Genomic DNA, 17,624 nt, shown 5'->3' with positions numbered 1-17,624 from the left:
GGGGCTGGTAAAGAGCCGCGTGAATTCCTGAAACTCATGTCTCCTTAGCGAACGAGCGAAACGTTCGAGCTGGTGATGGCCATCGGCTTGCCGGCCTTCATGACGCGAGCGGTCTGGGTCAATCCTTCGTCTGAACTCGTACGCGCGGTGATGCCGAAGCCCGCCACCGTGATGCCGGCAACGAGCGCAACAATCACGATCTTCAGGTGGGTCGAGCGATCTGCGCTGTAAATCGAGTGGTTCATGGAAGGCTCCTGCCGCCATCTACCCGAAGTAGTCCCCGCCTTGTTGAGGCAGGTTCATACTTCCGATGCCCAACAACCTAGTATTGCGGGGATTCGTTCCCAAGGGGCGATCACAAGAGCGTGACACAGCGTGAAGAGCCGCGATCAAAAACTATCCTTATTCGTGTAATTTCGTAATTATTTCAAAGATGTAATGTACGTCTCAGGCGCCTTGTCGGCATTTGGTCGACAAGGCGCCAGGAACTCAAAAACCATTTGCCTGTGGCTGAAAAACACACGGCTTCTTAAGGCAAATCAGATGCTTCCGACCGTTTTCAACCGCGCCCGCGGATGGATTTCGGCCTGCGACAGCACCGTCGTCTGGGCCCGGAACCGCTCGACCAGGGAGCGGACGAAGGGACGAATTGCCGCAGAGGTCACCAGCACCGGCGACTCGCCTTCGCGGGCGGCGCGCTCGAACGCCTCGCGCACGCCGGTCATGAACTCCGACAGCTTCGAGGGCTGCATCGCGAGGCTGCGTTCCTCGCCCTGGCCGATAATGGATTCGGCAAAGGCTTGTTCCCAGCGCGCCGACAGCGCGATCAGCGGCAGGTAGCCGCTGTAGGAGGTGTTCTGTGCGCAGATCTGGCGGGCCAGGCGGGCGCGGACGTGCTCGACCATGGTGGCGGGATTGCGCGAGAAGGCGAGCGAGTCGGCGATGCCTTCGAGGATGGTCGAGAGGTCGCGGATCGAGATGCGCTCGGCGAGCAGCAGCTGCAGCACGCGCTGGATGCCGGAGACCGTGACCTGTCCCGGCACGATGTCCTTGACCAGCTCGCCCTGCTCCTTCGGCAGTTCCTTGAGCAGCTTCTGCACCTCGCCATAGGAGAGCAGGTCCGACATGTTGGCCTTGAGCAGCTCGGTGAGATGGGTCGAGAGCACGGTCGCGGCGTCGACGACGGTGTAGCCCTTGAGCGATGCCTCCTCCTTGAGACTGGCGTCGACCCAGGTCGCGGGCAGGCCGAAGGTCGGCTCGGTGGTGTGGATGCCGGGCACCTGCACCTGGCTGCCGCCGGGGTCCATGACCATGAACTGGTTCGGCCAGATCTTGCCGGTGCCGGCGTCGACCTCCTTGATCTTGATGATGTAGGTGTTGGCTTCGAGCTGGACGTTGTCGAGGATGCGCACGGCGGGCATCACGAAGCCCATCTCGATCGCGAGCGAGCGCCGCAGCGCCTTGATCTGCTCGGTGAGACGGTCGGTGCCGTCGGGGCCGTTGACCAGCGGCAGCAGCGCGTAGCCGAGCTCGATCTTGAGGTCGTCGATCTTGAGCGCCGCGGAGATCGGCTCCTCGGCCGCGGCGGAGCCAGGCGCACCCGGCATTCCCGCAGCGGGCGCGGTCTTCGCGACTTCGGCAGCCCTGGCGGTCGCCCGGTTGCGGTTGCGTGCGTGCCAGGCGAGCGCGCCGGCGCCGCCGCCGAGCGCGAGGAAGGGGAGGGTCGGAATGCCCGGCAGGGCCGCCAGCACCAGCATCACCGCGGCGGACATCGCAAGTGCCTGCGGATAGCCGGAGAACTGCTTCATCAGCGCCTTGTCGGCGGCGCCGGACACGCCGGCCTTGGAGACGAGCAGGCCGGCCGCGGTCGAGACGATCAGCGCCGGCACCTGGGTGACGAGGCCGTCACCGACGGTCAGCAGCGTGTAGCTGCGACCGGCGTCGGCGAAGGAGAGACCCTGCTGCGCCACGCCGATGATCATGCCGCCGACGACGTTGATGAAGACGATCAGCAGGCCGGCGATGGCGTCGCCGCGGACGAACTTCGAGGCACCGTCCATGGCGCCGAAGAAGCCGCTCTCGTCCTCCAGGTCCTTGCGCCGCTGCTTGGCAACCGCTTCGTCGATCAGGCCGGCGGAGAGGTCGGCGTCGATCGCCATCTGCTTGCCGGGCATGGCGTCGAGGTGGAAGCGGGCGGCGACTTCGGCGATACGGCCCGAACCCTTGGTGATGACGACGAAGTTGACGATGATCAGGATGGCGAAGACGATGATGCCGATGACGAAATTGCCGCCCATCACGAAGCTGCCGAAGGCTTCGATGACGTGACCGGCGGCATCCGTGCCTTCATGCCCGTGCGACAGGATCAGGCGGGTCGAGGCCATGTTCAGCGACAGGCGCAGCATGGTCGAGATCAGCAGGACGGTCGGGAAAGCGGAAAATTCCAGCGGCGCCTGGATGAACAGCGACGTCATCAGGATCAGGATCGAGAGCGTGATCGAGATCGCCAGGAACAGATCCAGCACGATCGCGGGCAGCGGCAGGATCAGCACCACCAGGATGGTGAGGACGCCGAGCGCCAGCGCGATATCGCCGCGCTTGAGGATGTTCCCGACCTCGGCAAGGGTGGGGAAGCCGGCGTTCGTGCTGCCTACGCCCTGTCCGGCGGTGACGTCGACCATGGTAGCTGCTCCCCCGCGCGACTGCCGTCCGCGCGCCCCAATTGTCTGCGCGGCGGCCGAGGGGCCGCCGTTCCGAAAGTGAGGCACCGCACTGGCGTCCACGGGGGACCTCCCGTTCTACGCGGCTGACGACACTCGACTTCACCCGGCAATTCTTGCCGGGTGTATGGTTAGCAAAGGGTTAACGGCGGGTGCGGCAGGAGTGCGGGGAGGTGGGGGACGCCCCGGATGACCGGGCGTCCCTACCTGGCCTTCTCCATTTTCGTCACCGTATATCCCGAAGCCGCCTCCTCGGCCTCGAAGGTGACCTTGTCGCCGACCTTCACCTGCTTGAGCAGAGCGGGATCCTTGACGCGGTAGACCATGGTCATGGGCTCCTCCATGCCGAGACTCTTGGCCGGGCCATGCTTGAGCGTGATCTTGCCGGTGCTCTCGTCGATTTTCCTGACCTCGCCGCTGATCGCGGCGCCTCCGGCCGCCAGGGCTCCAGCGGTAAGGCTCACCGTCAGCGCCAGTGCGGCTGCGAGGCGAATGATGCGGATCATGGGAAGCTCCATCGCTTACTTCACGGTGACGTGGCCGACCATGCCGTAGTCGCGATGGTCGGGGATCAGGCAGGAAAATTCGAAGGTGCCGGCCTTGGTGAATTTCCAGAGGATCTCGGCTGTCTTGCTGGGTGCGAGCCTGACTCCGTTGGGATCGTCGTGCTCCATGTGCGGATGCTTTTTCATCACCTCCGCATGCGCCAGATTTTCCTTGGGTGTCGCGAGCAGGAATTCATGATCCTCCTTGCCGACATTGCGCAGCACGAAGCGGATCTGCTCGCCGCGTTTGACCTCGATCCGCGACGGTGTGTAGTCCATCTCGTTCATTGCGATCTCGATGGTGCGGGCGGGCCTATTGGGATTACCGGGCTCGCCCGCCGAAAAGGTCTCGTGCGCATGATTTTCATGGGCGAGCGCGGGCGCGAGCGACAACGCCACCAGCGCCAAAGCGAGTTTGATCGTCTTCATCCTAGTCTCCAGTTCGTGGTTCATCAAAACGTTCACATCCTCATTTTTTGCGAGGTCTTGCCCGGCTCCCGTGCCGGCGCCGCATCGGGCGCCTCGACCTCGTAGGCGACGGTGCCTTGCGGAAATTGATAGGGGCCGGGATCGCGATAATCGTCGCGCGCGAGGCCCTCGCGGATCTTCATCACCGTGAACATGCCGCCCATCTCGATCGGGCCGAACTGCCCGGTGCCGCTCATCATGGGCAGCGTGTTGTCGGGCGCGGGCATCTCCATGTTGCCCATTGACATGCCTGTCGAGCCCATCGCCATGCCATCGGGGGCGAGCTTGCCGACGGCCTTGGCGAGATCTTTGCGCGATACCCCGATCAGATTGCGCATGTCGTGACCCATCGCATTCATGGTGTGGTGCGACTTGTGGCAGTGAAATGCCCAGTCGCCGGGATTGTCGGCGAGCACGTCGAACACGCGCACTGCGCCGACCGGCACGTCGGTCGTCGTCTCCGGATATTGCGCGCTTTCGGGAATCCAGCCGCCATCGGTGCAGGTCACCGCAAAGCTGTGACCGTGCAGATGAATCGGATGGTTGGTCATGCTGAGATTGCCGATGCGCACGCGCACCTTGTCGCCGAGCCGGACCGGCAGCGGATCGATGCCGGGAAACACCCGCGCGTTCCAGGTCCACATGTTGAAATCGGTCATCTCGTTGACCTTCGGCAAGTATGCGCCGGGATCGACGCGGTAGGTGCTCATCACGAAGACGAAGTCGCGATCGACAGGGCGGAAATTGGGATCGCGCGGGTGCACCACGACCATGCCCATCATGCCCATCGCCATCTGCACCATCTCGTCGGAATGCGGGTGGTACATGAAGGTCCCGCTCCTCTTCATCTCGAATTCGTAGACGAAGGTCTTGCCGGGCTGGATGTGCGGCTGGGTCAGTCCGCCGACGCCGTCCATGCCGCTCGGAATGATCATGCCGTGCCAGTGCACGGTGGTGTATTCGGGCAGCTTGTTGGTGACGAAAATGCGGACCTTGTCGCCCTCCACCGCCTCGATGGTCGGGCCGGGCGACTGGCCGTTATAGCCCCACAGATTGACCTTCATGCCCTCGGCGAACTCACGCACCACCGGTTCGGCGACGAGATGGAATTCCTTCCAGTCGCCGTTCATGCGGAACGGCAGCGACCAGCCGTTCAGCGTGACGACCGGGCGATAGTCGGGCCCGCTGATGGGGTGCAGCGGCGGCTGCATCACCACCTTGTCCATAACAGGCGCCTCCGGAATCGAAGCGGCCTGCACGCGGCCGCTGACGGCGGACGCACCGGCAAGCGCGGCGGTGCCCAAAAATCCTCGGCGGGAAAACATCGTGGCCTCCATGTCAGTGACCGCCGTCGGCAGGTGCTGCCGTGGCGATAGTGGTCGAATTGTCGCCCCCGGACGCAGGCGCGCCGCCGCCATTGACCGCGGTTTCCAGGTCGGACTGGGCGAAAAAGAATTTCTGCTTGGCGTCAATCGCGCCGCGCAGCGACGCGAGCCGCTGCCGCGCCTCGGTGAGCAGCGCGAAGATGTCGACCTGCATGCTGGAGAAGCGGAGCTGCATCTCCTCGGTGATGACCTTGCGTAGCGGCAGGATCTCGCGCTGGTAGTGACTGGCGATGTCGTAGCTGGACCGGTACGTGCGGTAGGCATCGCGCGCCTCGGACCGCACATTGACGGCGCGCTCGGTCAGGCGGTTGAAGGCGAGATTGTAGGTCTCGGCCGCCTGCCGTACCCGCACCTCGCCGCCGTCGAAGATCGGAATCTGGAACTGTACGTCGAAGCCGCGTTCGCGGAACGGAGCGCCTTCCGGATCCTGGGTGCGACGGGATATTCCGGCGAGATCGAGCAGCGTCACGAAGCGCGTCGCCTCGGTGAGATTCAACGACTTCGCCAGCGCCGTCAGCTCCAGCCGCGCGATCTGCAAGTCGATGCGATGAGCAACCGCGTCGGCCTCGATCGAAGGCAATGCCTGCGGCCGGCGCGGCAATGGCGGCAACTGGTTGGGCAGACGGAAGTCCAGGCCGTCGTCCCACAGCCCCATCAGGCGCGCGAGCCTCTCGCGGGCGCTCGCCGCGGTCTGCCGTGCGGCTGCGAGGTCGGCGGTGGTCTCGGCGTAGAACACCTGCTCGCGGGCCTGGTCGAGCTTGTTGAGCGCGCCGGTCTCGCCGAGCTTGACCGCAAGCTGGGCGGTCGATTCCGCCGTCGCCTTCGCGTCCGTGAGCAGCACCACCATCTCGTTGGCGGCAACGCTGCGAACGTAGGCGCGGCGCACATCGGCGGCGAGTCGCAGCGTTGCCAGCGCCGCGCGCAATTGCGCCTGGCGGAAGCGCTCGCGGGCGATGTCGGATCGGAATGGCAGTGTCGCCAGCGCGAGAATGTCACCGACGACCTGACGCTCGATCTCGCTGGCGCCATTGCCTGAAATCCGGGAGATCGAGAAGAGGGGATTGGGCGGCAGGCTCTGCTCGACGAGATCGGTCTCGGCGAGCGCGAGTTCGTTGTAGGCGGCTTGCAGCCCCTTGTTGTTGAGCAGCGCGATCTGGACGGCCGTCTCCGCGTTCAATGTCCGCGAGAGCAACTGGCGAACGCGCGCGTTGACCGCGCCGGCGCCCTCGGGCGTTCGCACGAAGGCGACGTCCTGATTGATGGTCTGGCTCGTCAGGTCGGAGATCGCATTCATGCCGCTATCGGGCGAGAAGGCGGCGCAGCCAGAGAGGCCGAACGTCGCAACGAGGAGAAGGTTGCGCACAAGATGGTGTGCCATGGCGCGCTGCTACCGGTCTTGCTTCGGCTGCGGCGCAACGGCGTCGTTGCGGTCGCGCCATGGCGCCGGCGCCGCAGGCCGCAGGCCGGTGTAGGGCGCGATCGTCGACCGATAGCCGGCAGCCGCGACCTTTGCCGCGGGATCGGCAGGATCAGCGCCGGCCACGTACGTCGTTGCCGGCATGCAGCCGGTGAGCGCCAGCGCGGCCGAGGCCAGCAGGCAACAAGATAGGAAGTGTCGTCCACGCGCTGTCGATGCAGCGGCGAACTCCGCCCCGAGAAGCGTAAGCATGATTCATCCCTGATCTGTCCGAAGACCAAAGGCGCACGCGCGCGGACGCGCGGAGCCTCAATTCGTCTTGTCAGGTCAGGCGATGGGGGGGCGGTAGAGCAGGGGCGGCGCCTCGCTGTGCAGACTCACAACGATATCCGGCGCGCAGGCGGAGATGGGCAGGACCGGCTTGGCGACGGCAGGCAGATCGGCCGGCAGCGCGCTGACGCACATCATCGCGCAGCACGGGCCGGCTTTGCCCTTGCCGTCACGATGATGCTGGACCGGTGCGTCCTGCGCGGCGGTCTGGTGATGCGCGTGCGGTCCCGAATGGTCATGCGACGCAACGCCAGGCATGTGGTCGGCCTGGATCTGATGACGCGCCGGTACCAGGTCGGCGAGGATTGCGCCGTCGAGGCATGGCGCCGCACCGGCGCCCCAGGCGAGGCTTGCTGCCGGCGCGAGCACGCAGAACAGATAGGCGAGGGCGATGATCCGCCCGACCCTGATCCGCATCGATCGTGTCAATTGCAGCAACATACCGTCGATTGGCCCAATGCGCGGCAATGTTGCACACGCAGATTGCAAACTAATGGCAAAACGCCATTTCGCCAAGCTCTTCTTACCGCAGTGCACCGCGCATGCCCAATATCGCGGCACAATGCTTGACCGCAGGGCGATCAGCGAACATGGTCCGCGTCGTGCACGCACCAAATCACCCTGGACAAATGCCTGAAACATTCACCCCTGATTCGCGTCAGGCCTGGGTGCGCCTTGTCATTGCGCTTCTGATCGGCTCGATCGGCGGCGTCGGCATGTGGGCGGTCGTGGTCGTGATTCCAGTGGTGCAGACCGAATTCGCCGCCACGCGCGGCGCGGTGTCGCTGGCGTTCACGCTGATGATGTTCGGCTTCGGGCTCGGCGGCGTGATCGCGGGCAAGATCACCGACAAGTTCGGCATCGTGCCGGCGATGGCGATCAGCATCGCGTTTCTCGGCGTCGCCAATGTGCTGGCAGGGCTCTCGACCCAGCTCTGGCAGTTCGTCGCGGCGTATTTCCTGATCGGGCTCGGCACGTCGGCGACCTTCGCGCCGTTGATGGCGGAGGCCTCGCACTGGTTCGAGCGCTATCGCGGGCTCGCCGTGACCATCGTCGCGAGCGGCAATTACGTCGCCGGCACGATGTGGCCGCCGCTCATCAGCACGGGCATCCAGACGATCGGCTGGCGCTACACCCATGTCGGGATCGCCCTCGTCTGCGTCAGCCTGATGACCATCATGGTGCTGGTCCTGCGCGCGCAGATCGGTGACGACAAGGTCCGCAACCACGCCAATGCGCCGCCGCCGCGGGTCGATCTCAAGCTTTCCACCAACACGCTGACGGTACTGCTCTCGATCGCCAGCATCTCCTGCTGCGTCGCGATGGCGATGCCGCAGGTGCATATCGTCGCCTATTGCGGCGATCTCGGTTATGGCGTGGCGCGCGGCGCCGAGATGCTGTCGCTGATGATGGCCTGCGGCATCGTCAGCCGGATCGGCTCGGGCTATCTCGCCGACAAGATCGGCGGTATTCCCACGCTGCTGGTCGGGGCGTTGGCGCAGGGCTTTGCGCTGGTATTCTACCTGTTCTTCGACAGCCTCACGTCGCTCTACATCATTTCCGCGATGTTCGGCCTGTTCCAGGGCGGCATCGTGCCGAGCTACGCCATCATCGTGCGCGAGGCGATGCCGGCGAGCGAGGCCGCGACCCGCGTCGGCATCGTGATCTTCGCGTCCGTGTTCGGCATGTCGTTCGGCGGCTGGGTCTCCGGCATCATATTCGATGCCACCGGCTCGTATGCTGCAGCCTTCGCCAACGGCGTGGCGTGGAACGCGCTCAACATCGGCATCGTCGTGACGCTGCTGATCCGGTCGCGGATGAACGCGGTCAAGGCCGGACCGGGTTTTGCGACCTAGACTTCCCGTCCCACCTTTAATAGCGAGCAGCCGGTGATCTTGTAGCTGCCGTCCGGCTGCAGCTCGAGCGTATAGAGCGCCTCCCAGGCCTCGCCATTGGCATCGACGATGTGGACGTTCTGCGAGATCGAGCTGCCTTCGCTGTTGCCGTCGCCGAACTCGAAGCTCTTGTGCCGGTAGACCGGCGCGTAGCCGTTCTGCACCATCGACATGAAGATGTCGGGCGCGGGGAAGATCTCCCGGATTGCCGGTGCGGCATGGGAATAGGCTCCGGCCGCATCATCGCGCGCAAAAGCCTGTTCCTGGGCGCGGATGACCCCTTGGGCCGCGGTGACGTCGCCGGCGTAGGCGGCGACGGAGCTGAAGATGACGCTGATAGCGACGAGCAAGGCGGCGATGCGCATGACAGGCTCCGCGTTGAGATCCCGGCGATGCTGATCCTAGCATGGCTTTAGTGAAATACGGGCGCGCTATCGCTTGCGTTTCATCGCTGGCTTCGCGGACTTGGCGGTGCGCGGCCTGGCCTTGGCGACGGGTCGCACCCGCAGCCCGTCCACGAACACGTCGAGCATGCGCAGCACCGACGATTGCCAGCCGGGCTGGTCGTGCATGTAGCACATGCCGACGAGCGCCCGCAGCAGGTCCTCCGGGCTGACGTCGCCGCGCATCTGGCCGGCCGCGACCGCGCGGTCGAGCAGCGAGCCGATCGCCTTGGTCAGCCGGTCCATCGAGAACGCCGCGAGTTCCGAGGAACTCTGGAACGTCAGCGCCAGAGCCGCCGACATGCCTTTTTTCGTGGCGACGAATTCGACGTTGGAGCGCAGCCAGCGCCGCAGCGCGTCGACCGGATCCCTGGCATTCTTCAACTGCTCGGCGAGCTCGCTGAGTTGCTCGACCTCGCGCCGGTACACCGCCTCGAACAGATCCTCGCGCGTCGGAAAATGCCGGTATAGCGTGCCGATGCCGACCCCGGCGCGCTTTGCCACGGCTTCCAGGCTCGCCTCGGGACCGCCGGCGTTGAACACGGCCTTGGCCGCTTCGAGCACGCGCTCGCGGTTGCGCACGGCGTCGGCGCGGGGCTTCCGGGTCTGGTCGGTGTGGTCGTCCATGCCGGCAATGTAGATCACGAATTGGTTAGATTGAACCCTTGCAGGGCTCCATCGCGTTGGTGGCGCACGGGCTTTTGACGAATTCCAAATATTTCGCGGCGGCCCTTGTTAAGCGGAGGGTGCCTCCGTATTTTGGCTGGGATGTTGGCCGGGCTCCGCCTAGCCGACACATGTCGACGGCGGCCACGGAGGTGGCGCGCCGGCCGATGACTCATGTCCATATCTGATCGGAGCCTTGTATGAACCACTCCATCAGCCTCACCGTGAACGGTGCGCGGCGCGACTTCGTCCTCGACGATCCGCGCGTCACGCTGCTCGATCTCCTGCGTGAGCGCCTCGATCTGACCGGAACCAAGAAGGGATGCGACCGCGGCCAGTGCGGCGCCTGCACCATTCTCGTCGACGGCAGGCGCATCAACTCCTGCCTCGCACTCGCCGTCAGCCACGACGGCGCCGACATCCTGACCATCGAAGGTGTTGCGCGCGGCGACCAGCTTCATCCGGTGCAGGCAGCCTTCATCGCCCATGACGGATTCCAGTGCGGCTTCTGCACGCCCGGCCAGATCATGAGCGCGATCGGCATGATGCAGGAGGCCCAGGCCGGCAACGATCCCGAGCGCATCCGCGAATGCATGAGCGGCAATCTCTGCCGCTGCGGCGCCTATGCCGGCATCGTCGATGCCGTGCTCGAAGCGCAGGCCGGCGCGGATGAATCCAACCAGAGGCGCTCCGCATGAAACAGTTCGACTATGTCAGGCCCGCCACGGTTGCCGAAGCCGTCGCCGCCGCCACCCAGCCGGGCGCTGTCTATCTTGCCGCCGGCACCAATCTGCTCGATCTGATGAAGGGCGGCGTGAGCCGGCCGGATCGTCTGGTCGATGTCACGTATCTCGACGGGCTCGATCAGATCGAAACGCTCTCCGACGGGTCATTGCGCATCGGCGCACTCGTGAGCAATGCCGATCTCGCGCATGATGCCGGCTTTGCAAGGTCTTATCCGGCCGTCGCCGAAGCGCTGCTCTCCGGCGCCTCCGCGCAATTGCGCAATGCCGCCACCGTCGCCGGCAATCTCCTGCAACGGACGCGCTGCGCGTATTTCTACGACACCGCCAGCCGCTGCAACAAGCGCGAGGCCGGCTCTGGCTGCGACGCCCGCGACGGCGAGAACCGCACCCACGCCGTGCTCGGCTGGAGTGAGAGCTGCATCGCGACCAATCCGTCCGACTTCTGCGTGCCGCTGCTCGCGCTCGACGCCATCGTCGAGATCGAGGGGAGGAACGGCCGCCGGGAGATCGCCCTCGATGCGTTGCATCGCCTGCCGGGCGATACGCCCGAACGCGACTCGGCGCTCGAGCCCGGCGATCTCGTCGTCGCGGTGCGCCTGCCGCCGGCCGCGCGCGGTTTCGCGGGGCATGCGCGCTATCTGAAGGTTCGCGAGCGCACGTCCTATGCTTTCGCAATCGTCTCGGCTGCGGCCGCGTTGCGCATCGAGAACGGCAGGATCGCCGAGGCGCGGCTTTCGCTCGGCGGCGTCGCCGCAAAGCCCTGGCGCGCCCGCGCCGCGGAGGACGTGCTCAGGGGTGTCGCGCCCACGGCCGATGCCTTCCAGGAGGCCGCCTGGCGTGCGCTCACCGACGCAAAGCCGTCCGGCGATAACGCCTTCAAGATCGAGCTCGCGCGCCGCATCGTGGTGCGCGCGCTGACCCTCGCCGCCGCCGGCACGCCCGCGCGCATTCCCGCGCTGCCGGCGTCTCCCTTTGCCTCGACCTCCGGAGCCATCCATGCCTGAGCTCAACCTCACCAGCGCTCCCGCCCATCTGCGCCACGGCTCGAGCATCGGCCAGCCGCTGACCCGCCGAGACGGCGTCCTCAAGGTCAGGGGGCAGGCGACCTATGCCGCCGACAATCACCCGCCCGGGATGCTGTTCGCCGTGATCGCAGCCGCCAGCATCGCGCACGGCCGCGTGACCTCGCTCGATGTCGCCGCGGCCAAGCGTCATCCCGGCGTCGTCGACGTCATGACGCCGGACCACAAGCCACCGCTCGCGATCGATCCTGAGATCAAGACCAATCCGTTCGTGTTCCGGATGGAGGTCTTGCAGAGCAATGAGGTCCGTTACGCCAATCAGCCCATCGCCGTCGTGATCGCCGAAACGCTGGAGGCGGCGACGGAGGGCGCGGTGCTGCTGGCGCCGCGTTATGAGGTGCTGCCTGCGCGCGTCGGTCTCGACGCCGGCGAAAGTTTCGTGCCACCGGTTGTCGGTGTCGGCAATCCCACGGAGAACCACCACGGCGATGTCGAGGCGGGCCTTGCCGCGGCAGACAAGCAGATCGGCGCGGTTTACGAGACGCCGCCGCAATATCACAACGCCATGGAGCCGCATGCGATCGTGGCCGCCTGGGACGGCGACAATGTGCAAATCGACATGCCGACCCAGGGTCTCATGCTGTCGCTCGCGCGCGTTGCCGAGCTGTTCGGCATCGCGCATGACAAGATCCACATCCGCAGCCCCTTCCTCGGCGGCGGGTTCGGCTCCAAGGGATTGATGGCGGGCCCCCCGGTCCTCGGTCTCATGGCGGCAAAGCTGGTGGGCAAGCCGGTCAAGCTCGTGCTGCGCCGTGAGCAGATGTATGGCCCGGTCGGCCACCGCGCGCCGACGCGTCAGCGGCTGCGCATCGGCACTGACAGCGAGGGACGCCTGACCGCACTCGATCATCATGCGAGAACGGTGTCGAGCACGTTCGACGACTTCTACGAGCCCGCCGCCGATGCCTCGCATACGCTCTATGCGGCGCCTTCCATCCGCACCTCGCACGACGCCGTGCGCGTCAACAGCGGCACGCCGCTGTTCATGCGCGCGCCCGGCGAGGCGACGGGCTCCATCGCGCTGGAGAGCGCGATGGACGAGATGGCCTGGGCGTGCGGCATCGATCCGCTCGCCTTCCGCTTGAAGAACTATGCCGAGGTCGAGCCGATGACGGGAAAACCGTTCTCGTCGAAGGCCCTGCGCGCCTGCTACGAGCAGGGTGCGGCGCGGTTCGGCTGGTCGAAGCGGTCGCTGCAGCCGCGGCAGATGCGCGACGATGCCGGCTTCCTGGTCGGCTGGGGCATGGGCACCGCGACCTTCCCGGCGTTGATGTTCCAGGCCGAGGCGCGCGCGGTGATCCGGCGCGACGGCAGTGGTGCGATGGAGATCGGGGCGCATGACATGGGGCAGGGCGCCTGGACGGCGCTCGCCCAGATCGCGGCCGATGAGCTCGGTCTCGATATCGACCGCGTCGAGTTCAAGGCGGGAAGCTCAGACCTGCCCGATGCCGGCATTGCCGGCGGCTCCGCACACACCGCGACCGCGGGCGCCGCGATCCACAGCGCCGGTGCGGCCGTGGTCGCAAAGCTCGCCGATCTCGCTACCGGCGACGAGCGCTCGCCGCTGTTCGGCGCGGGGAATGCCGGCGTGATCGCGCGTGACGGCAGGTTGATCCGGCGCGACGACGAGAGCCGCGGCGAAAGCTACGTCGAGATTCTCGCGCGTGCCGGCGTCGCCGAGGTCGAGGCGCGCGGCACCGGCGCGCCGAACCCCGCGGCGATGGAGGAGTATGCCATGCACGCGCATGGCGCTGTGTTCGCGGAGGTGAAGGTCGATCCCGAACTCGGCCAGATCCGCGTCAGCCGCATGGTCGGCGCCTTCGCGGCGGGACGCATCGTCAATCCGCGCATGGTGCAGAGCCAGCTGTTCGGCGGCATGATCTGGGGCATGTCCTTCGCGCTGCATGAGGAGGCCATCACCGACCGCCGCAGCGGGCGGATCATGAACGCCAATCTCGGCGAGTACCACATCCCCGTGAATGCCGATGTGCCGCCGCTCGACGTGATCACGGTCGAAGAGCACGATCCGCATGTGAATGCGCTCGGCATCAAGGGCGTCGGCGAGATCGGCATCACCGGCAGCGCCGGCGCGGTCGCCAATGCGGTCTGGCATGCGACCGGCGTGCGGGTGCGTCGGTTCCCGATCCGGATCGAGGAGTTGCTGATGCAGCTTTGAGGCAGCAGGCGGGGCGAGATCGTCTCGCTCCGCCGCGCCCCGTCAATGCAGCTTCTTGCGAAGTGCCTTTAGCGCCTCTCGCTGCGTCTCGATGTACGCGGCGATGGCCTTGCGCAGCTCCTGCGAACGGAGCTTGTCGGTGTCGCGCAGCACTTCGTCGAGCGCGGCGTCAGCATTGGCGAGCGTGATCTTCATCTGCGAGCCTCGTTACGAAGCGGCCCCGGAATGCCTCTCGGCTACGGCTCGCAACATATAGAGGTTTGGCACGCGGAAATTGAGCTGGCTCAAGCTCCGTAAGATACCGGGGACTCCGTAAGATTCCGGATAGCGCCGATGAGCTTCAGAACGTCGGCGGCGTGCAGGCCGAGATCACTTCACACGGCTTGCCGCCGACGCAGCGGAAACGATGCGGGCGGCGGCTCTCGAAATAATAGGCATCGCCGGGATTGAGGATGCGGCGTTCGTCCTCGACGGTGACTTCGAGCTTGCCGGAGATGACGATGCCGCCTTCCTCGCCGTCATGGACGAGGTGAACGCGCCCGGTGTCGCTGCCGGGCTCGTAGCGCTCCTTCAGGATCTGCAGGCTTCGGCCGAACAGATTGTCGCCGATCTGCCGATACGAGATCGGCTTCTTGCCGACCTCGGTCAGCTCTTCCGAGCGGTAGAAGATCTTGCGGCGGCTTTCCGGCTCCAGCGCGAAGAACTCGGCGAGCCCCATCGGGATGCCGTCGAGGATGCGCTTGAGCGCGCCGACCGAGGGGTTCATCTGGTTGGATTCGATCAGCGAGATCGTCGAGTTGGTGACGCCGGCGCGCTTGGCGAGCTCCCGCTGCGACAGCTTGTGGTGCGCCCGGATGAATCGCAGCCGTCCACCGATGTCGACGCTCATGCCCCTGGTCCCTGTTGCAGGTGTTGCGGATCGCGCAAATATGGACCCGCAGCCCCAGTTAAATCAATGGCTTGCAGCTCAACAGAAAAGGACTTGTTGCGGTTCCGAAGCCGTGCCTCTGCTAGAGGGTCAGCAAAGGAGCGTGGCCCGTGACCCTTCATCAGATTCCGAACACCATCAAGACCGACTCGTTCTGGATGCCATTCACGGCCAACCGGCAGTTCAAGAAGGCGCCGCGCCTGTTCTCCTCCGCCGAGGGCATGCATTACACCACCGTCGACGGCCGCAAGGTGATCGACGGCTCCGCCGGCCTCTGGTGCGTCAATGCCGGCCACGGCCGCAAGCAGATCGCCGCCGCGGTCGAGCGGCAGCTGATGACGCTGGACTTCGCGCCGTCGTTCCAGATGGGCCATCCGCTGGCATTCGACTTCGCCGAGCGCCTCGCCGAGATCGCGCCGAAGGGCCTCGACCGCATCTTCTTCACCAACTCCGGCTCCGAGTCGGTCGATACCGCGCTGAAGATCGCGCTCGCCTATCACCGCGCCAATGGCCAGGCGAGCCGCACCCGTTTGATCGGCCGCGAGCGCGGCTATCACGGCGTCGGCTTCGGCGGCACCTCGGTCGGCGGCATGGTCGCCAACCGCCGCGCCTTCACGACCCTGCTGCCGGGCGTCGACCACATCCGCCACACCCATGATCTCACCCGCAACGCCTTCGCCAAGGACCAGCCGGAGCATGGCGCCGAGCTGGCCGATGATCTCGAGCGTCTGGTCGCCCTGCATGGTGCCGAAACGATCGCCGCCGTCATCGTCGAGCCGGTGCCGGGTTCGACCGCGGTGCTGCCGCCGCCCAAGGGCTATCTCAACCGCCTGCGCGAGATCTGCGACAAGCACGGCATCCTGCTGATCTTCGACGAGGTCATCACCGGGTTCGGCCGCCTCGGCACGCCGTTCGCCGCCGATTTCTTCGGCGTCACGCCGGACCTGATGACGACGGCCAAGGGCATCACCAACGGCACCATTCCCTGCGGCGCGGTGTTTGCGCACCGGAAGGTGCACGATGCCATGATGATCGGCCCGGAGAGCGTCATGGAGCTGTTCCACGGCTACACCTATTCGGCGCACCCGACCGCCTGCGCCGCCGGCATCGCGACGCTCGACATCTACAAGGACGAAGGCCTGCTCACGCGCGGTGCGTCGATCGCCGAATACTGGCGCGATGCGCTGCACTCGCTGAAGGGCCTGCCCAACGTCATCGACATCCGCAATTGCGGCTTGATGGGCGCGGTCGAACTGTCGCCGCGCGACGGCGCGGTCGGTGCGCGCGGTTACGACGTGATGGTCGACTGCTTCAATCGCGGGCTGTACTTCCGCATGAGCGGCGATAGCTTCGCGCTGTCGCCGCCGCTCATCGTCGAGAAGAGCCACATCGACGACATCGTGTCGATCCTGGGTGATGCCATCAAGCGGGTGGCCTGATAATTGCTCTCGCCGTTGCGAGTTGTTTCCTTGCAGCGGCGAGCGTGATGCCGCGGGAGTTTGACGAAGCGTGAAAGTTCTGATCCTCGGCAGCGGTGTCATCGGCGTCACCTCTGCCTACTACCTCGCGCGTGCCGGCCATGAAGTGACGGTCGTCGACCGTCAGCCCGAGCCGGCACTGGAGACCTCTTTTGCCAATGCCGGCGAGGTGTCGCCCGGCTATTCCTCGCCCTGGGCCGGCCCCGGCGTGCCGGTGAAGGCGATCAAGTGGCTGCTGATGAAGCATGGCCCGCTGGTGATCCGGCCGAAGCTGGATCCCGTGATGTGGGTCTGGCTCACCAAGATGCTGCGCAATTGCACCAGCGCGCGCTACGCGGTCAACAAGAGCCGGATGATCCCGATCGCGGAATACAGCCGCGATTGCCTGCGCGATCTGCGCCGCGACATCGGCATCCAATATGACGAGCGCGCGCAGGGCACGCTGCAGCTGTTCCGCTATCAGGCCCAGCTCGACGGCACCGGCGAAGACGTCGCCGTGCTCAAGCAGTATGGCGTGCCCTACGAGACGCTGAGCCGCGAGGGTTGCATCGCGGTCGAGCCGGCGCTCGCCGGCGTGAAGGAGAAGTTCGTCGGCGGCCTTCGCCTGCCGCAGGACGAGACCGGCGACTGCCACATGTTCACGCAGGCGCTGGCCAAGCATGCCGAAGCGCTGGGCGTACGCTTCCTGCTCAACACCGGGATCGACCGCATCGTCACCGACGGTGCGCGTGTCACCGGTATCGCGACCAGTGCGGGCGTGCTGCAGGCGGACGCTTACGTGCTTGCGCTCGGCAGCTATTCGTCTCAGATGGTCGCGCCGCTCGGCATCTCGCTGCCGGTGTATCCGGTGAAGGGCTATTCGATCACGGTGCCGATCAAGGACGCCTCCGGCGCGCCGGAATCGACCGTGATGGACGAGAGCTACAAGGTCGCGATCACCCGCCTGGGAAGTCGCATCCGCGTCGGCGGCACCGCCGAAATCTCCGGGTTCTCGACCAAGCTTTATGATGCGCGCCGCGCCACGCTCGATCATTCGCTGACCGATCTGTTCCCGCGCGGCGGCGATCTCTCCCAGGCGACGTTCTGGAGCGGCCTGCGTCCGATGACGCCGGATGGCCCGCCCGTGATCGGCGCGACCAAGTACGCCAACCTCCACCTCAACACCGGCCACGGCACGCTCGGCTGGACCATGTCCTGCGGCTCCGGCCGCGTGCTCGCGGATTTGCTGTCAGGCAAGAAGCCGGATGTCGATGTCAGTGCGCTGACGGTGGATCGGTACAATCACCGGTTCGGGTGATTTCTTCGCCTCTCCCCGCACGCGGGGAGAGGCCGGAATTTGCGAGAG

18 protein-coding genes are annotated in these 17,624 nt (G+C 65.8%); 6 read left to right on the top strand and 12 right to left on the bottom strand.

Annotated features, from left to right (window positions below):
- Window positions 1-44: 44 nt before the first annotated feature.
- From WHZ77_RS27400 to WHZ77_RS27365, 8 genes are all read right to left on the bottom strand, one after another.
- Entirely contained in the window at window positions 45-245 is a 201-nt protein-coding gene (locus WHZ77_RS27400; protein WP_375310808.1) for a hypothetical protein, read from the bottom strand.
- Window positions 246-539: 294 nt separating this feature from the next.
- Window positions 540-2,681: a flagellar biosynthesis protein FlhA gene (gene flhA / locus WHZ77_RS27395; protein WP_375310807.1), complete on the bottom strand. Its 2,142-nt coding sequence runs from the start codon at window positions 2,679-2,681 to the stop codon at window positions 540-542.
- Window positions 2,682-2,923: 242 nt separating this feature from the next.
- The gene (locus WHZ77_RS27390; protein WP_375310806.1) at window positions 2,924-3,226 is read right to left on the bottom strand and encodes a copper-binding protein; all 303 of its coding nucleotides are present in this window, start codon (window positions 3,224-3,226) and stop codon (window positions 2,924-2,926) included.
- Window positions 3,227-3,241: 15 nt separating this feature from the next.
- A complete protein-coding gene (locus WHZ77_RS27385) occupies window positions 3,242-3,694 on the bottom strand; it encodes a cupredoxin domain-containing protein (RefSeq protein ID WP_375310805.1) in 453 nt (150 codons plus the stop codon).
- 32 nt (window positions 3,695-3,726) lie between these two features.
- Window positions 3,727-5,058, bottom strand: a complete 1,332-nt coding sequence (locus tag WHZ77_RS27380; protein WP_375310804.1) for a copper oxidase — start codon at window positions 5,056-5,058, stop codon at window positions 3,727-3,729.
- Window positions 5,059-5,071: 13 nt separating this feature from the next.
- A complete protein-coding gene (locus WHZ77_RS27375) occupies window positions 5,072-6,496 on the bottom strand; it encodes a TolC family protein (protein ID WP_375310803.1) in 1,425 nt (474 codons plus the stop codon).
- A gap of 9 nt (window positions 6,497-6,505) precedes the next feature.
- Complete coding sequence (locus tag WHZ77_RS27370) at window positions 6,506-6,787, bottom strand: hypothetical protein (RefSeq protein ID WP_375310802.1); 282 nt, start codon at window positions 6,785-6,787, stop codon at window positions 6,506-6,508.
- A 75-nt stretch (window positions 6,788-6,862) separates the two neighbouring features.
- Window positions 6,863-7,306 carry a hypothetical protein gene (locus WHZ77_RS27365; protein ID WP_375314823.1) on the bottom strand — a complete coding sequence of 148 codons (444 nt, stop codon included), beginning with the start codon at window positions 7,304-7,306 and terminating at the stop codon, window positions 6,863-6,865.
- A 149-nt stretch (window positions 7,307-7,455) separates the two neighbouring features.
- Here WHZ77_RS27365 and WHZ77_RS27360 point away from each other — a divergent pair, with 149 nt between their 5' ends.
- A complete protein-coding gene (locus WHZ77_RS27360) occupies window positions 7,456-8,721 on the top strand; it encodes an MFS transporter (RefSeq protein ID WP_375310801.1) in 1,266 nt (421 codons plus the stop codon).
- Here the strand turns inward: WHZ77_RS27360 and WHZ77_RS27355 are convergent.
- Both WHZ77_RS27355 and WHZ77_RS27350 read right to left on the bottom strand, forming a co-directional pair.
- Window positions 8,718-9,125: a DUF4864 domain-containing protein gene (locus tag WHZ77_RS27355; RefSeq protein WP_375310800.1), complete on the bottom strand. Its 408-nt coding sequence runs from the start codon at window positions 9,123-9,125 to the stop codon at window positions 8,718-8,720. The two genes, WHZ77_RS27360 and WHZ77_RS27355, sit on opposite strands and share 4 nt — an antisense overlap.
- Window positions 9,126-9,191: 66 nt before the next feature.
- The gene (locus WHZ77_RS27350; RefSeq protein ID WP_375314822.1) at window positions 9,192-9,830 is read right to left on the bottom strand and encodes a TetR/AcrR family transcriptional regulator; all 639 of its coding nucleotides are present in this window, start codon (window positions 9,828-9,830) and stop codon (window positions 9,192-9,194) included.
- Window positions 9,831-10,069: 239 nt separating this feature from the next.
- On the opposite strand from WHZ77_RS27350, the gene WHZ77_RS27345 reads away from it, so the two are divergent.
- The 3 genes from WHZ77_RS27345 to WHZ77_RS27335 are packed head-to-tail and all read left to right on the top strand — an operon-like array spanning window position 10,070 to window position 13,873.
- Complete coding sequence (locus tag WHZ77_RS27345; protein ID WP_375310799.1) at window positions 10,070-10,567, top strand: (2Fe-2S)-binding protein; 498 nt, start codon at window positions 10,070-10,072, stop codon at window positions 10,565-10,567.
- Window positions 10,564-11,619: an FAD binding domain-containing protein gene (locus WHZ77_RS27340; RefSeq protein WP_375310798.1), complete on the top strand. Its 1,056-nt coding sequence runs from the start codon at window positions 10,564-10,566 to the stop codon at window positions 11,617-11,619. Before WHZ77_RS27345 ends, WHZ77_RS27340 begins: the two co-directional genes overlap by 4 nt.
- Window positions 11,612-13,873 (top strand): xanthine dehydrogenase family protein molybdopterin-binding subunit, encoded by a 2,262-nt coding sequence (locus WHZ77_RS27335; RefSeq protein WP_375310797.1) that lies wholly within the window; start codon window positions 11,612-11,614, stop codon window positions 13,871-13,873. Before WHZ77_RS27340 ends, WHZ77_RS27335 begins: the two co-directional genes overlap by 8 nt.
- Before the next feature lie 42 nt (window positions 13,874-13,915).
- On the opposite strand, the gene WHZ77_RS27330 is transcribed toward WHZ77_RS27335, so the two are convergent.
- Window positions 13,916-14,068 carry a hypothetical protein gene (locus tag WHZ77_RS27330; protein WP_375310796.1) on the bottom strand — a complete coding sequence of 51 codons (153 nt, stop codon included), beginning with the start codon at window positions 14,066-14,068 and terminating at the stop codon, window positions 13,916-13,918.
- A gap of 145 nt (window positions 14,069-14,213) precedes the next feature.
- Complete coding sequence (locus WHZ77_RS27325; protein WP_015688264.1) at window positions 14,214-14,762, bottom strand: cupin domain-containing protein; 549 nt, start codon at window positions 14,760-14,762, stop codon at window positions 14,214-14,216.
- 149 nt (window positions 14,763-14,911) lie between these two features.
- Here WHZ77_RS27325 and WHZ77_RS27320 point away from each other — a divergent pair, with 149 nt between their 5' ends.
- Both WHZ77_RS27320 and WHZ77_RS27315 read left to right on the top strand, forming a co-directional pair.
- Window positions 14,912-16,240 carry an aspartate aminotransferase family protein gene (locus WHZ77_RS27320; protein WP_375310795.1) on the top strand — a complete coding sequence of 443 codons (1,329 nt, stop codon included), beginning with the start codon at window positions 14,912-14,914 and terminating at the stop codon, window positions 16,238-16,240.
- A gap of 70 nt (window positions 16,241-16,310) precedes the next feature.
- Window positions 16,311-17,576, top strand: coding sequence for a D-amino acid dehydrogenase (locus WHZ77_RS27315; RefSeq protein WP_375310794.1), 1,266 nt, complete (start codon window positions 16,311-16,313; stop codon window positions 17,574-17,576).
- The last annotated feature ends 48 nt before the right edge of the window (window positions 17,577-17,624 follow it).

It is taken from the genome of Bradyrhizobium sp. A5, assembly GCF_042076515.1.
Classification (GTDB): domain Bacteria; phylum Pseudomonadota; class Alphaproteobacteria; order Rhizobiales; family Xanthobacteraceae; genus Bradyrhizobium; species Bradyrhizobium cosmicum.
Note: the sequence above shows the minus strand (reverse complement) of the source record. Positions and strands in the feature narration are given on the sequence as shown.

Excerpts from the sequence above, each read along its gene's own strand:
- WHZ77_RS27400 (WP_375310808.1), bottom strand. The coding sequence starts at position 245 with ATGAACCACTCGATTTACAGCGCAGATCGCTCGACCCACCTGAAGATC.
- flhA (WP_375310807.1), bottom strand. The coding sequence starts at position 2,681 with ATGGTCGACGTCACCGCCGGACAGGGCGTAGGCAGCACGAACGCCGGC.
- WHZ77_RS27390 (WP_375310806.1), bottom strand. The coding sequence starts at position 3,226 with ATGATCCGCATCATTCGCCTCGCAGCCGCACTGGCGCTGACGGTGAGC.
- WHZ77_RS27385 (WP_375310805.1), bottom strand. The coding sequence starts at position 3,694 with ATGAAGACGATCAAACTCGCTTTGGCGCTGGTGGCGTTGTCGCTCGCG.
- WHZ77_RS27380 (WP_375310804.1), bottom strand. The coding sequence starts at position 5,058 with ATGTTTTCCCGCCGAGGATTTTTGGGCACCGCCGCGCTTGCCGGTGCG.
- WHZ77_RS27375 (WP_375310803.1), bottom strand. The coding sequence starts at position 6,496 with ATGGCACACCATCTTGTGCGCAACCTTCTCCTCGTTGCGACGTTCGGC.
- WHZ77_RS27370 (WP_375310802.1), bottom strand. The coding sequence starts at position 6,787 with ATGCTTACGCTTCTCGGGGCGGAGTTCGCCGCTGCATCGACAGCGCGT.
- WHZ77_RS27365 (WP_375314823.1), bottom strand. The coding sequence starts at position 7,306 with ATGTTGCTGCAATTGACACGATCGATGCGGATCAGGGTCGGGCGGATC.
- WHZ77_RS27360 (WP_375310801.1), top strand. The coding sequence starts at position 7,456 with ATGGTCCGCGTCGTGCACGCACCAAATCACCCTGGACAAATGCCTGAA.
- WHZ77_RS27355 (WP_375310800.1), bottom strand. The coding sequence starts at position 9,125 with ATGCGCATCGCCGCCTTGCTCGTCGCTATCAGCGTCATCTTCAGCTCC.
- WHZ77_RS27350 (WP_375314822.1), bottom strand. The coding sequence starts at position 9,830 with ATGGACGACCACACCGACCAGACCCGGAAGCCCCGCGCCGACGCCGTG.
- WHZ77_RS27345 (WP_375310799.1), top strand. The coding sequence starts at position 10,070 with ATGAACCACTCCATCAGCCTCACCGTGAACGGTGCGCGGCGCGACTTC.
- WHZ77_RS27340 (WP_375310798.1), top strand. The coding sequence starts at position 10,564 with ATGAAACAGTTCGACTATGTCAGGCCCGCCACGGTTGCCGAAGCCGTC.
- WHZ77_RS27335 (WP_375310797.1), top strand. The coding sequence starts at position 11,612 with ATGCCTGAGCTCAACCTCACCAGCGCTCCCGCCCATCTGCGCCACGGC.
- WHZ77_RS27330 (WP_375310796.1), bottom strand. The coding sequence starts at position 14,068 with ATGAAGATCACGCTCGCCAATGCTGACGCCGCGCTCGACGAAGTGCTG.
- WHZ77_RS27325 (WP_015688264.1), bottom strand. The coding sequence starts at position 14,762 with ATGAGCGTCGACATCGGTGGACGGCTGCGATTCATCCGGGCGCACCAC.